Raw genomic sequence first — 13,431 nt, forward strand, 5'->3', positions numbered from 1 at the left:
CCGCGTGCTCGGGGGCCCTCCCGCAAGCAGGCTAAAGCCTTACCCAACCCCTTTTTTATCGTCGTACATGCGCCGATCGGCCAGGTTGAGCAGCATCTGTGCGCTATCGGCTTCCTGGGGGAAACTGGCCGCGCCGATGTTGGCTGAAAGGCAAAAGCCTTCAAAGCAGATGGTTGAGAGGGCCTCGAGCAGCCGGCTGGCTGCAGCCCTGGCCCCCTCCAGGTCGGTCTGCGGCAACAGCACTGCAAACTCGTCGCCGCCCCAACGGAAGACCATATCACCTAAGCGTTGTTCCTGGGCCAGTACCCTGGCCACCGCCACCAGGGCCTGATCCCCCACGGTGTGGCCAAACTGGTCGTTGATGGGCTTGAAGTTCTTAAGATCAATCACCAGCAGCGAGAGTGGATACCGGTAGCGCCGGGCCCGCTCGAACTCCTCCCGCAGGCGCAGATCAAAAGCCCGTCGGTTGTAAAGGCCAGTGAGCCCATCGGTCAGCGCGGCTTTTTGCAAAGTCGACCGATTTTGCAGTTCGTGTATCAAAGTGGCAATCGGCACAGCAAACAAACGGGCTACCGCCAGGGAGTCTTCGGCAAATGCCTCGGGGTCGTGCAGGCTATCCAGATTAAGATAGGCCAGCACCCGGCCCTGATGGCCCACAGGAAGGCACAGGTTGGCCTGTAAGCCCGGACGCAAGGTTTGTTGACCGCTGCGAATGCGGGGCTGGCCTGAAAGCGCCTTGGCTGGTTCCAAACCAAACCACTCGATAAAGCTGCTCTCGTCCTGCGTTTCTTCGCAGGCCTGCCCAGAGCCCACCCAGGCCCCACAGCGATAGGCGGCCCCATCCCACACCCACAGGCTCCCGGCCTCGCTGCCGGGTACCAGCTCCACAGCCGCCTCGAGGATATGGGCATAGACCTGTTGGGAGGGCACCGACCAGGCCTCGGTGAGCAGGCGGCTAATCCGCTGGTGCAGTTCCTCCAGCAGGGCCCGCTCCAGGGCAGAGCTGAGGAGCCGCTCTACCCCTAAAAGAATTTCCCTTTTGCCGCGTGACCAGGCCACCCGGGCCCGCTTGCCTAGAACCAGCACCACCCGGCCCTTCATGGCGTCGCGGACGTGTACTGGGTAGGCCACCAAGGTTTCAAAACCGAGCTGCTGGAGTTCCGGCAAGGCCGCGGGATGGACAGAATAGTTTTCCGCAAAGCAAGGCTCCCCGCTGTGGTAGGCCTGCCAGGCGACACTCTGACGGTTGACGAGTTCTTGGGCTAGAGGGGTCAGGGCGGGCCGCAAATCTTTGGGCAGGTACCAGGCAAGACCCCGCAAGGTGCCTTTTACATACTGCATTACTGCGCCGGCTTCCATATCCAGCGCAGACAACAGGTGGCGTAGGGCCACCTGGGCCACTTGTTGTTTGTTGCTGGCGGCCGAGAGCTGGTCGGCCACATTGAGCAGAAGCCTGCGCAGCTCGAGGTCTTGCAGGTGCTCGAGCTGGCGGCTCACGGTCTGGGCTAGGCGGGAGAAAAGCTCGAGTTCCTCCGGGCGCCAGGCCTCCCCCCGCAAAAACTGCAATACCGCGACCGGCTCGTCCCGCATGCGCAGGGCCACCGCCAGTTCGTAGGGGCCCGGGGTGTCTAGCCTTCCGGGAGCAGAATGGCCCAGTTTTTTGGGGCCTCGTCGCGCAGCGTCCATGTCGGGCCAGACCAGGTGGCGAACCCCCAGGGCCTGCCGCACCAAAGGTGTGGGCAGGTCGCTGGTGTTGAGCGGGCCTGTCTGGAGGAGCTCCAGCTGTTGGGCCCCCCGGGGAATCCAGATACGCAACTGGCTGCCCCGCAAAAGCTGCGAGAACATGCCCGGCAGCTCCCGCAAAAGCTGCTCGCGGCTCAGAAAGCGTGGCACGAGTTCCAGGCCTTGTAAAAAGACATCCTGAATTTGCGCCAGCTGTTTGGCCCGCCGGTGGGCCTTGCGCAGGCTGTGGCCAACCTGGTCGGCCAGGTAAGCCGACAGCAGCAGAATGAAGGCCATCACCAGATAATCCTGGGGGTTGGAGGGGTAAAAGTTTAGCAAAAGCACCGCGCCCAGCGCTGCGACCGTGCCGATCCAGAGGCCGTGCACGCTGGCCGCCGTTGCCGTAAAAAACATGAACCAGGGCAACGCATAAATGCCGGCCAATCCCAGACCATAGACCGCTGCAGCTGCGGCCAATGAGGCAGCAAGAATAGCGGGGTAGGGGATGGTCATCTGCTTTCCTATAATGGCCCCCAGTTTAGCAAATTAAGCGCTTCAAAACAGGCTAGAATAACCATCAGCCTAGCCTGACTGGATTTGACTTGAAATCCGGTCTGCAAGCGGGCGCGCCTTCGGACAAACGCACCACCGGTTTCAATCAGGCCCAGGGATGCCAGAAGGTGGACTCGAGTCCACGTAACGCTTATTGGTGATGGATGGGTAATACTTCACTTTGCTAACAGCTAGTATTTCCTTCATGAGATTTTTTGTATACGTAACGTTTGTTGTAACATTGTGGGCTGGGGCTCTACCCAACGACATACCCAAAGACCACTGGGCTGCGCCCGCCGTGGCCGAAGTGGTAGCGAGAGGCTGGCTGCAGGGCTACCCAGGGGGTGCATTCAAGGGTGAGCTGAGCCTGGATCGCTACCAGCTGGCCACCACGCTGGCTCGAGTGCTTGCCGACAGCCCTTTACCCGTGCGCGAGAGCGAGGTGCGCTTTAAGGATGTTAAGCCCAACCATTGGGCCTTGCCGGGTATTCGGCGGATGGTAGGGGAGGGACTTGTGCTGGGCTTCCCTGATCAGACCTATCGGGGAGCGTCGGTTCTTACGCGGTACCAGCTTAGCCTGGTGCTCGACAAGCTATTGCAAAGTCTGGGAATCGCCGCTCCGGCCCGGGCGCTTCGTCCGGACGATTTACCGGCCGGTCACTGGGCCGAAGGAGCGGTGATGCGGATGATCGGATTGGATGTTTTGCCCATGGGCGCAGACGGTTTATTCAGGGGAAACCAGCCGGTCAACCGTTACCAGATGGCCCGTGCGCTATGGCGTGTCGGGCAGCTTGGGTTGTCGAGCCAGGAGGCGTCTGCCCAGATTGGCGTGGCGTCCGCCTTGCCGAACAACACCCCACAGTCCCCTAGCTCGAGCGCCCTACCTGCTGGTCAAACCGGGGTTAACTCCAGTGTCCAAGCGAGCCAGCAGACACCGTTGGTTCCGGTGGAGGTTACAACGGCCTCGGTTCCAGAGGGTACGGCGCTGTCCAGCCTTAGCGCAGCACCTTTGCCAGAGGGATGGGCTTCGGCCATCCTTGAGCAAAGCCTGATTCACCTTGGCCAGGATCGGGGGAGTGGCCGGGTCTGGGCAACCCTCAAGCACCAGGGACAGCAGGCCATTGCCCTATTGAGGTTGGATGAAAGCCCCCGCCTCGAGGCCTTCTATCCCCTCAACGAGGCCGTGGCCGTGGCCAGCGAGGGTTGGGCCTGGCTCGAGGGGGGTCGGCAGCTTCTGTTCTGGGATGCTAAAGCTCAAAAAACCCGGCTCTATGGCCCCATTGGGCAGTCCGGGGCGCGCGAGGCCCTGCCGCCGGTGTTTGCCGCCGGGGTGCAGGAAGGCTTGCTGGGCGGAGTAGCCCTGGACGAAAGCCGCAACTACCTGGCCCTCATGAGCGGGCGGCCCCTCTGTTTGCCCGATTGCGAAAAAGCCGCCTCCTCGCAGGTGCTACGGCTGGTGCTCCTGGGCCTGAACCCCGATGGGCTTTTCGCAGAATACGCCTACTTACTGGACGACCCCAAAAACCGGGTGGTGGGCCTGGCTTGGCCCAAGCCTCGGTTGTTGCTGGTACATGAGCACGACGGCCAGAAAAGCCGTATCTATAGCGTGGATTTGAACCAGGCCGACGACCTGGCTTTTACCGAATGGGACACCCCCGAGGCCGGCCTGGAACTCAGACCCCTGGTCAAGCCCTTAACCAAAAAGCTTATTTTGGAGGTTCCCCTAACCAACCCCCGTGGGCTGGCGTTGCTTAGCTCAACAGAGGCGGTCATCCTTCAGCAGGGCGTCCTACGCCTGAAGCTAGATAAGCCGCTGTGGTGAGCAAATTGGGGTGAGGTTTTCGCTTCGTTTCGCGAACTGCGCACTCGAGGGCTTTCAGCCGGGTATGGTGAGGCGGGTGGGGTTGGGAGCGAGCTGGGACTCCTCACGCTCGGCCCGCCGCACGACCTCCTCGTTGCCCAAGAACTGTACAAGCTGGGCCCTGGTTACCAGTTGGCCAGCGTACATGTACACCAGGCCCCGCCGCTGGTGGGTTACTACAAAGGGTGTGCCGTTGTAATAGCGTACCAGGGTGTTGTGACGGCGGGCGTGCCGGGACATCCGCGCCAGGGCCCGTACCCCTTGATCCATCTTGCGGTTTTGCGCTTGTGGATACCAGATCGAAAAAAGAATCAAAAAGGCCAGCCCGAGCATCAGCAAAACCACAGCAAAGTTGATTTCCATAAGTATCACCAGTATAAAAACAGGCTTTCACGACCTCGGTGTTAACTCAAAGAAAGCTAAAGCTAAGATGAAATAAAAAGCGCACTTATAATCCTAAGTACGCATTTGATATACTGGTGGCATGCTGGTGCCGCTGGCGAACTGGAACAACCCGGCCAAACGCCGCCTCGAGGCCATCCGGGCCGCCCACGAGCGCAGCCTGGAGGGTTTGCTCGAGTTGCTCGAGGCACACCTGGTTCTCAAAGGCCGAAAACGCGCCACGCTGAGCCCGCGAACCCTCGAGAACTACCGTCTGGCGGTGCGCGACTTTCTGGCCTGGGCCTGGTCAGATACCCAGTCGCTGGAAATCCTCAAAGCCACCTCGGACGACCTCGACCGCTACATCGCCGATCTGCAACTGCAGGGCGGCCACCTGCAAAACTCTGAGGGCCAGCGGCTCAAGCCCGGTTCTATCGCAACCTACGTAGCGGGTGTTCGGGCTTTTTACCGGGCGCTCGAGTGGGCAGGCGCTGCCGTATTGCCACAGGTGCATTCACCCCACGACCCCACACCCCCCGAGGAACGTCGGCCAGCCTTACCCCAGGGTCTATATCAAAAACTTTTAGGACACCTTGCGGGTGGTGAGCCACAAACCTACCGGGATCGCCTGGCGGTACGGCTCATGGCCGAGGCCGGACTGCGTATTAGTGAACTTGTTAACTTGTGGGTGGAAGATATACACCTCCAGGAGCGACTATTGCTCATCCGCAGCGGTAAGGGTGGCAAACAGCGCAGTGTGCCCCTCTCACGCTCAATGGTACAAGAGCTCGAGGGTTGGCTGAAGCTGCGGCTGGCTCACGCCGTCGCGGGCGAGCGCGCCCTGCTCATCAATCTGGGGGGGCGCAAAGCCAGTGGCCAGGCCATGACCGACAAAACCCTGCGGAAAATTCTGAACCGACACTACCGAGCCCTGGGTTTTCCCGAGCGCTACTATGGGGCCCACATGCTGCGCCACACGGCCGGCACCCGCTTTTACAAAAAAAGCCGCGACCTCCACGCCACCGCCCGACTTCTAGGGCACACCAACATTAACACCAGCGCCATCTACGCCAAGATGGATCTGGAAGGGCTGTTTGAGATTGTCGATGGGCTTGAGGAATAGTATGAATAGCCAGCTTATAACTCAAAAGAACCTGCTCACCTTTTTTCGGATAACCACCCGCATCATCTTTAATCTGTCCCTCGTTGCGCTACTGTTAGGCCTTCTGGTAAGCGTTGGCCGCACATTACTGGATCTGGGCCTGGCCTTTACTCAACCGACCGTGCGTCTGGGCCTTAAGGATCTGGTAACCAACATTTTGTCCCTGGTGGTAGTGCTCGAGCTGGTACGGGCTTTTGTGGATTACTTCGAGTTCGACCGTATCCGGCCAGAAATACTTGTAGAGGTAGCGGTGGTGTTTCTACTGCGGGAGATGATGCTGGGCCTTTTCTCCGGAGATATCAAGGGCTGGGATGTACTGGTTTGGAGTGTCGGTATCCTGGCTCTGATTGCAGCCAGGGCCCTGGCCATTGCTTTCCCTTACAGCAAGGAGAAAAAACATGCGGGTTGAGGAGAGTGTGTTGCCGGGAGTTGGACGTAAGTTTACAAGGTGAAGATTGTGCGCTGCTGGGGCAGTTTTAGGCCAGGGCTTCCTCGCGCTTGATGCTGTACACCCGGCTCACGCCCTTCTCGGTCGTCACGCCATACAGGGCATCGCAGGCTTCCATGGTGCGCTTCTGGTGGGTCACCAGAATAAACTGGGTCTGGCCCTTGAAGTGCTGCAAGAAGCGGCAGAAGCGCTGAATGTTGGCTTCGTCTAGCGGGGCGTCTACTTCGTCCAGGACGGCTATGGGCAGGCCTCCGCTCCCCTCCCCTACCTCCGAGAGAGCAAACAAAAAGGCCAGGGCGCCCATGGTGCGCTCGCCCATGGAGAGCAGGTTCAAGTTAACCGTGCGCTTGCCGGCAGGCTTGAGAATCAGCTCGAGACCCTGATGGGTGCGCTCGAGTTCGACCTCGGCGTCCAGTAAAGCGCTGGCGTAGTGGGCAAATTTTTCCTTGAATGTGGCATATACCTGCTGCATTCGCTCGCGGTATTCGGACTGCACCAGGTGAAGCTCGGCCTCCAGTTTGCGCACTACCGTTTCTGACTCCTGCAAGGCCACCTCGAGTTTCTGGATGTCCTCGCTCAGAAGGGCATACTCCTGTTCGGCCAGATGGTTGATGGGGCCCAGGGCTTCCAGGGCCGCCTCGGTTTCCGAAAGGGCGCGGGCCAGGCTGCGCGAGGAGCCCTCCTCCACCCGGTACAAGGAGGCTGCGCCGTCCCGAAGGGGATCGTCCGGCCCCGGGAGCGGGGGTAGCTCGGCCAACTCTTGCTGAAGGGTCTCGATGGTGGCCTCGCGGCGGGCCTGGGTCAGGTGGAGGGCCTCGAGGTCGGATAAAAGCTGGTTGGTGCGTGCAATGAGCCGAGTTTCTTCCTCTGACAAGGCCCGGGTACGGCCACGGGCCGCATACAAGGCCCCTTCCAGGTGGCGCAGGTTCAGGCTGCGCTGGGCCTGCTCGAGTTCGGTTTTGCGGGCCTGAATGGCGGTTAGTTTTTGCCCCAGTTCACCCTGCTCACTGCGCAGGCGGTGGAGGCGGGTCTCGAGCTCACCCATCTCCTTGTGGGCCTGGTGGTAGCGCTCGAGATCTTCCCGGTAGCGCTGCCACTGGCTTGACACCTCTCGCTCCTGGGCCATCTGAGCATTCAGGGCTTCGCGCTCGTTACGCAGGGCCTGCAGGCGTTCAGGCTGTGGAGGGGCGGCAGGTGGGGGGGCCTGGGGTGCGGGGCTATGCGAGAGACGCGAAAAGCTGGCTTGCACCGCCTTGAGTTCAGAGCCAAGCTCGGTCTGGCGCCGCAGAAGGTTGGGCAGATCCAGCCCGGCCAGTTCGGCCCGCAGGCTTTCGGTCTGGGCCCGGAGGGCCTCCGCCTCGGCGTTCAGGCGCCGGGCCTCGGCCTGGGTCTCCTGGTAGCGTCGGCGCAGGGCGAGCATCTGCCCGCCCCGTTGCACCCGCCCGCCCGTGATGGCCCCGCTGGTCTCGAGCAGTTCGCCTTCCAGGGTAACGATGCGGGGGTGGTCAGGGTGCGTTCGCACCAGCGCGAGCGCAGCATCCAGACTCTCCATGACCAGGGTTTCACCCAGCAGCGAGGGCAGGGCCTCGGGGCAGGCCGGTAGCTGTACCAGTCGGCGGGCCACCCCCACCACGCCCTGTACCTTGCTCCAGTCGCGCTCCCGTTCCCGGAACGCTCGCAACAGGGTACGCGGCAGAAAGGTGGCCCGGCCCCCGTGTTGTTTGAGGTGTTGCACGGCGGCCTGGGCGGCCTGCTCGTGCTCGGTTAGCACCCATTGCATCCGCCCACCCATGGCCACTTCAATGGCCAGCTCGAGCCCGGCGGGCACCTGCAACAAATCCGCCACCACCCCGATCAGTCCGGGAATGCCAGCCTCGCGGGCCCGCTTGGGGCCTTCGGCCAGGTCGGAACCCGAGCGCAGCATGGCCTCGAGGCGACGCGCCTCAGACTCCGCAGCACGGGCTTCGCTCTGGGCCTGGCCTTCTTGCTTGACCCGTTCATTCAACTGAGCACGCAGCTCATTTTCACGGGCCTGCAACCTCGCAAGCTGGCCCTGCAGGTGTTTCAGTTCGGCCTCGAGACGGCCCCTATCGGCCTCCAGGGCCGATTTTTGCGCCAGCATCTGCTCGTAGGCCTGTTTCTGGGCTTCGTAGGTGGCCTGGGCTTGCAGGTAGCGTTCGAAGGCTTGTTGCTGGGCCTTGAGCTGGTGTTCCTCTGTCTGTATCGCGGCTTGCAGTTCCTGCAGGCGTTGGCGGTAGCCCTGCATGACCTCGGGCGTGGGCTCCGGCTCGCTGGGGGCTACAGGCTCCGACAGCGAGCGCAGCCGGGTCAAGCGGGCCTCACTTTCGCCCAAATCCTGCGCCAGTCGGCGCAACAGCCCCTCGAGCGAGGCCCGCTCCTGATCCGCTAGCCGCAGTTCCCCGCTCAAGGGCTTCGGCTTGCCGGAGGGCCTCGCTGTGGGCATTCTGGGCGGCTTCCAGGGCCTCCAGGGCCTGGCTTTTCTCGGTCTCCAGTTCGCGCAAACGCTGGCTGGCCTCGGTGCGCTCCTGTTCCAGCGCCTGGGCCTTCTGCCGCGCAGCTTTGGCCTCCTGGTCGGCCTCGCGAATGCGGGCCGCCAGCACACTGCGGCGCAGCACCAGGCTGCGGGCGGCCAGGGTAGGCGGCTTTCTGGGCGGCCTCGGCCTGCTGGGCTTTTTCGGCCACCGAAGCTTTGCGCTCGGCTAGTTCCTGCGCGCGGGTTTGCAGCTCGAGGGTAGCGCTCTCCAGGCGTTCGTGTGCGGTCTTGCTGGCCTGGGTGACGGCCCGCAGACCGGCGGCTTCTTCCAGGTAGGAAAGCAGCACCTCGGGCCCGGCCTGCAAAATTTGCCCCACCTCACCCTGCCCCACAATGGCGTAGCCGGTGCGGGAAAGCCCCGTGCCCATCAGGGCTTGCTCCACTTGTCGCAGGGTGCTGCGCGAACCGTTGAGCCGCACATCGCTGCTGCCGTCGCGCTCGAGGCGGCGGCTCAGATTGACCCGCCGTCCGTTGCCCCCCAGCTCCAGCCCCACCTCGGCAAACCCCAGCGGCGCTCTGCCATCTGCGCCGTGGAACAAGAGCGAAAGGGCTTCCTCCCCGCGCAGTTCGCGCGCGCGCGCCCCCACCACCCAGCGCAGCGCTTCCACCAGGTTGCTCTTACCGGAGCCGTTGGGGCCCACAATGCCATAGATGCCGGGGCCAAACTCGAGGCTGGTGCGTTCGCCAAAGGACTTGAAACCTTGCAGGATGAGTCGCTCGATCTTCATAAGGGTTCGGATACCTGAATAGGTCGCCGGTCAAAATCTGTTTGGGATACAGGCAGCAGGATGCTTATCGGAGTCTGCCATTGACCATGGACCATCGACTGTTGAACGCTGTTCACGGCTTTTGTCGCTTGAACGGATCCAGAAGGGACAGGTGCCCCAGGCTTTCAACTTCCTTGCCTTCCAGCAAAAACTTGACCTGCTGCACCTCTTTGAACTCCAGCAAGGTGTTGGTGATGCCGTAAATCAGGGCCAGTTCACCCGCAGTGCCGTAGTTCAGCCGCCCATAGGCTGCCGGTAAGTCTACCAGAGCGGTGCTGTCGCGCAAGAAAACGGTGGGTGCAGGGGTTCCCGCCGGAACCAGGGGTGCGGCCCCTTGCATCTGGGGCCCCCGCACCAGTTCTTCCAGCACGCGCCCCAGGACATATTCTCCCTCGGCAATCTGTACGGTGCGCTCCTCCACCACCAGGCCGTCCTCGGTGTCTTTGGCAAAGTATAGTTTGATGTTTCGGGGGCCCCGGTTTTCCAGGTCGGAGGGGAGGTTAAGCGACCTCGAGCCGCTATCGCTCTGGAGCGACCACAAAGCCCAACCCCCCAAAGTTAGCACCACCAGGCCCAGCAAGTTGGTAAAGCTCAGCATCCGTCTCACGGCCTGGCACCTCCGGTGGGGCCTGGGTTCGGCGTGGGAGCGGCGGTGCGCGGGGGGGAGGCTTCGGGCAGGCCCAGGTAGGAGAAAATGGCCCTGGCCAGCACCTCGGCCACCTGTTCGCGGCCCTGCGGGGTGCGAAGTTGTTCGAAGCCCACCTCGAGCAAGATCGCCGCACCGCCGGCCATCGAGAGCACGTACATGGCGTCCTGGCTGGTGGTAGCTACTATCCCGGCGGTGGCAAAGCCCTCCGACACCCCCTGGGCAAACCGCGCAGCCGAGCCTGGAGCCGCCACATAGCGCTCCAGAACCGCCCGCTGGTTGGCGGGGGTGCGGGCCGAGAGCTCACGGCCTTTTTCCAGCAGGCGCAGGGTCTGCACCTCGGGGTGGCTAAAGACCGTAACCCGGTTTCCCGCCGCTCGCGTGCAAGCTGATAAATACCTGGGCCGAGGTGGCGTACTGGGCCCTGGCCAGGAGCGGCACGGCGCGGTCTGAGTTGCGGGTCAGGATTACCTCGAGCCTGCCCTGGAGCAACTTCTGCAAACGCTGGCTCACGCTCAAAACCAGATCCTTCTCCCGCAGGCTGCCCACCACCACCCCGGTGTCGGTGCCCCCATGCCCGGCATCCAGAACCACCCGGGGCAACCGGGTAAGGCCGCCCCGTTCCACTACGACTTGTTTGGGCAAAAACAGCAGTCGGGGAGGGTCGTTGCCTTGCGGCAGGTAAATCTCGGTACCCCAGTCCTCCCGGCTATAGCTAACGGGCGAGTCGGGCGGCGCATCCGGTACCTCGCGCACTCCGATCATGGCCAGGCGGGGAGGGTTATTGGCCAAAAGCCGTACCTGCACATCTCGATCAAAACGAAGGATGTAGCGTTCGCTCGAGCCCGCTACGGCCCGCTGCACCTCCAGCAGTCGGGCCGGTCGCAGGGCCAGCACCGGTGCGCCATAGTCGTTGCGGTAGTACAGATCGAGGTTGCGGGCCAGCTCCCGCACCGGAACCCACAGGCTGCCCTGGTAGCGGTAGGCATTCAGAAAACGCACGGCATCAGCGCCCTGGCTGCTGATGCCAAAAGCCGCCACCCGGCTGCCCAGGCTCAGGTACACCTTCCCCGAGGCCTCGAGGTAGCCCAGCCCCAGGGCTTCGGCAATCAGCTTTGCGGAGCCAAAGGCTACCGTGCCGCCGCCCGGATAAATGGCCTGACTCTCCTGAAAACCCACCAGCAGGCGATTTTCGTACTGGGCCAGGGCAAGCCCAAGCAATACCACCCAAACCGTCAATATGCGCCGCATCCCAGATCCAGTCGCTACAGTTTTACTTGGCCCAGATTAGAAGTGCAAGCCCGTTCAGGGAGCACCGAGCGTCGGGGAGCCAAAGGCTACCAGCTTTCCAGCTCCCGCCGTATGGCTCTTTTTTTGTCGTCGGCTTTCTTCTGATAGTCCCGCTTGCCCCGCGCCAGGGCCAAGAGCAACTTGGCCTTGCCCCGCTCGTTGAAGTAAATCTTTAGCGGTACCAGGGTCAGCCCTTTCTGCTCGGCCCGGGCTTTGAGCTTGTTGAGCTCGTGGCGCTTGAGCAACAGTTTGCGCAGGCGGCGAGGGTCGTGATTGGTGTAGCCGCCTTTCTCGTAGGGGGCAATATAAAGGTTTTCCAGAAAGAGCTCGCCATTTTGAAACCGGGCAAAGGTGCCGGTAAAGTCCACCTGGCCCGCCCGGATGGACTTGACCTCAGTGCCTTTGAGAACCAGGCCCGCCTCGAGGGTCTCCAGGATTTCATAATCGTGGCGTGCTTTGCGGTTCTCGAGTCCAGCCATAAGGCACTCCATTCTACGGCTTCAAAGAGTTCCCTGTGGAGGGAGCTTATACCGGATTCAAAAAGACGCTTTGCAACACCAAAAACCCCAGAGGTTGTCTTTTTGAATCCTAGAGCACTCCCTTTGCCGCCTTCCCCAGCGGGGGAGGCTCGGTGGGGGCATTACACCCAGTCAGGGCGCCTGCCTACGAGCATTATTTGCAAGGGTTCCCGCTACGACCCAGGTCTTTTGTGGCAGCTCATGCTTGCTTCTTCCTTCCGAGTAGCTTTGCCCTCGACCACCTTACCCGTGATGCTGTCCTGACCTTTCAGGGAGTATATTCACCCTCGATGGGCTTGCGTTTGAGTTTATATCTAGGTTTTCTGGTAAGCACTTTGCTGGTGCGCCTGCTCTGGGACCTGCGCTTTGCGCCCTCCTGGCTCTACGCAGCGCTGGCCTTGCTGGTAGTGGGGTTGGGCCTCTGGATCATGCGGGGCTCGCCAGCCCTGGTATGGGCTGGAGGGCTGGTTACGCTTGCGGGTCTGGGGGTAGGTTACTTCAATGCAGTGGCATCCCTCATCGCATTAGCCGGGCTTTTCATCAGTTATCACGGCTGGCGCAACCACCTGAGCGAGAAAGATCAGGCAGCTTTTTGGGGCTGGGTATTTGTCTGGCCCGCGCTGGCTCTTCTCCTGTTCTGGCAGGTCTTGCCCGCCTTTTACGCGGTCTGGCTTTCCTTGCTGGACAGGTTCAACTTTCTAGGACCCAGCCGATTCGCAGGGCTGGGCAACTACGAAATTCTGCTGCGTGACCCGCTTTTCTGGAAGGCCATGGGCAATACTTTCTGGTTTGTGGCTTTCACCGTACCCATAGGTATAGGATTGGCGGCCTTGATAGCTATTTTGCTCAACGAGCGGGTGCGATTTCAGGGGCTTTTTCGCACCCTGTACTTTTTGCCCTACATCACGGCCCTCACCGCAGCCGCGGCAGTCTGGGACTGGATCTACAACCCCGAGTTTGGCTTTCTGAACTACCTGCTGGGTACCCAGGGCCTGGACTGGCTCAACCGGCCCGAGGGCATTTTTAGCTTGCTGCTGGCACCTTTGGGCCTGCCGTTGCAGGGCTTTTTTGCCGGGCCCAGCCTGGCTTTTGTGGCCATCATGGTCATGACCATCTGGCACTTTTTGGGCTACCAGATTGTGGTGCTGCTGGCTGGGTTACAAAACATTCCTCGGGAGTACTACGAGGCTGCCGAGCTAGACGGGGCTTCCTGGTGGCAACAGCAGTGGTTAATCACCTGGCCCTTGCTCTCCCCTGCAACGTTTTTCCTCTTTACCCTGGGCCTGATTGGCGCGTTTCAGGTCTTTACCCAGGTCTTAATCCTCACCCCCACCGGCGGGGTGTTGCAAGATACCCTGACGGTCACGCTTTATCTGTACAACAAGGGTTTTCGGGACTCCGACTTTTCGTATGCTTCGGCCATTGCGGTGGTGGTTTTTGGCGTGATTCTGATCCTGACCCTGATCCAGCAGCGGGTGCTGGAAAGGCGGGTGAACTATGAGGCGTAGCTCCCCCCTGGGCCGGTTTTTT

At 61.5% G+C, this 13,431-nt stretch carries 12 protein-coding genes; 4 read left to right on the plus strand and 8 right to left on the minus strand.

Annotation, left to right across the window (positions count from 1 at the left end):
• Positions 1-39 precede the first annotated feature (39 nt).
• The gene (locus Q0X23_RS14535; protein WP_297860943.1) at positions 40-2,235 is read right to left on the minus strand and encodes a diguanylate cyclase; all 2,196 of its coding nucleotides are present in this window, start codon (positions 2,233-2,235) and stop codon (positions 40-42) included.
• Positions 2,236-2,479: 244 nt separating this feature from the next.
• Between Q0X23_RS14535 and Q0X23_RS14540 the strand changes: the two genes are divergently transcribed.
• Positions 2,480-4,096 (plus strand): S-layer homology domain-containing protein, encoded by a 1,617-nt coding sequence (locus tag Q0X23_RS14540; protein ID WP_297860944.1) that lies wholly within the window; start codon positions 2,480-2,482, stop codon positions 4,094-4,096.
• A 54-nt stretch (positions 4,097-4,150) separates the two neighbouring features.
• On the opposite strand, the gene Q0X23_RS14545 is transcribed toward Q0X23_RS14540, so the two are convergent.
• A complete protein-coding gene (locus Q0X23_RS14545) occupies positions 4,151-4,498 on the minus strand; it encodes a hypothetical protein (protein ID WP_297860945.1) in 348 nt (115 codons plus the stop codon).
• Between the two features lie 121 nt (positions 4,499-4,619).
• Here Q0X23_RS14545 and Q0X23_RS14550 point away from each other — a divergent pair, with 121 nt between their 5' ends.
• Both Q0X23_RS14550 and Q0X23_RS14555 read left to right on the plus strand, forming a co-directional pair.
• A complete protein-coding gene (locus Q0X23_RS14550) occupies positions 4,620-5,639 on the plus strand; it encodes a tyrosine-type recombinase/integrase (RefSeq protein ID WP_297860946.1) in 1,020 nt (339 codons plus the stop codon).
• Between the two features lies 1 nt (position 5,640).
• Positions 5,641-6,087 (plus strand): phosphate-starvation-inducible PsiE family protein, encoded by a 447-nt coding sequence (locus Q0X23_RS14555; RefSeq protein WP_297860947.1) that lies wholly within the window; start codon positions 5,641-5,643, stop codon positions 6,085-6,087.
• Between the two features lie 67 nt (positions 6,088-6,154).
• Here Q0X23_RS14555 and Q0X23_RS14560 read toward each other — a convergent pair whose 3' ends face one another.
• From Q0X23_RS14560 to smpB, 6 genes are all read right to left on the minus strand, one after another.
• Entirely contained in the window at positions 6,155-8,590 is a 2,436-nt protein-coding gene (locus tag Q0X23_RS14560) for a chromosome segregation protein SMC (protein ID WP_297860948.1), read from the minus strand.
• Positions 8,551-9,408 carry an AAA family ATPase gene (locus Q0X23_RS14565; protein WP_297860949.1) on the minus strand — a complete coding sequence of 286 codons (858 nt, stop codon included), beginning with the start codon at positions 9,406-9,408 and terminating at the stop codon, positions 8,551-8,553. Before Q0X23_RS14565 ends, Q0X23_RS14560 begins: the two co-directional genes overlap by 40 nt.
• Before the next feature lie 112 nt (positions 9,409-9,520).
• Positions 9,521-10,045: a GerMN domain-containing protein gene (locus Q0X23_RS14570; RefSeq protein WP_297861239.1), complete on the minus strand. Its 525-nt coding sequence runs from the start codon at positions 10,043-10,045 to the stop codon at positions 9,521-9,523.
• A 5-nt stretch (positions 10,046-10,050) separates the two neighbouring features.
• Positions 10,051-10,431 (minus strand): hypothetical protein, encoded by a 381-nt coding sequence (locus Q0X23_RS14575; protein ID WP_297860950.1) that lies wholly within the window; start codon positions 10,429-10,431, stop codon positions 10,051-10,053.
• 10 nt (positions 10,432-10,441) lie between these two features.
• A complete protein-coding gene (locus tag Q0X23_RS14580; protein ID WP_297860951.1) occupies positions 10,442-11,344 on the minus strand; it encodes an N-acetylmuramoyl-L-alanine amidase in 903 nt (300 codons plus the stop codon).
• An 86-nt stretch (positions 11,345-11,430) separates the two neighbouring features.
• Positions 11,431-11,862: an SsrA-binding protein SmpB gene (gene smpB, locus Q0X23_RS14585; RefSeq protein ID WP_297860952.1), complete on the minus strand. Its 432-nt coding sequence runs from the start codon at positions 11,860-11,862 to the stop codon at positions 11,431-11,433.
• 329 nt (positions 11,863-12,191) lie between these two features.
• Here smpB and Q0X23_RS14590 point away from each other — a divergent pair, with 329 nt between their 5' ends.
• Positions 12,192-13,409, plus strand: a complete 1,218-nt coding sequence (locus tag Q0X23_RS14590; protein ID WP_297860953.1) for a carbohydrate ABC transporter permease — start codon at positions 12,192-12,194, stop codon at positions 13,407-13,409.
• Positions 13,410-13,431: the final 22 nt, after the last annotated feature.

The organism is Meiothermus sp., from assembly GCF_026004115.1.
Lineage (GTDB): Bacteria > Deinococcota > Deinococci > Deinococcales > Thermaceae > Meiothermus.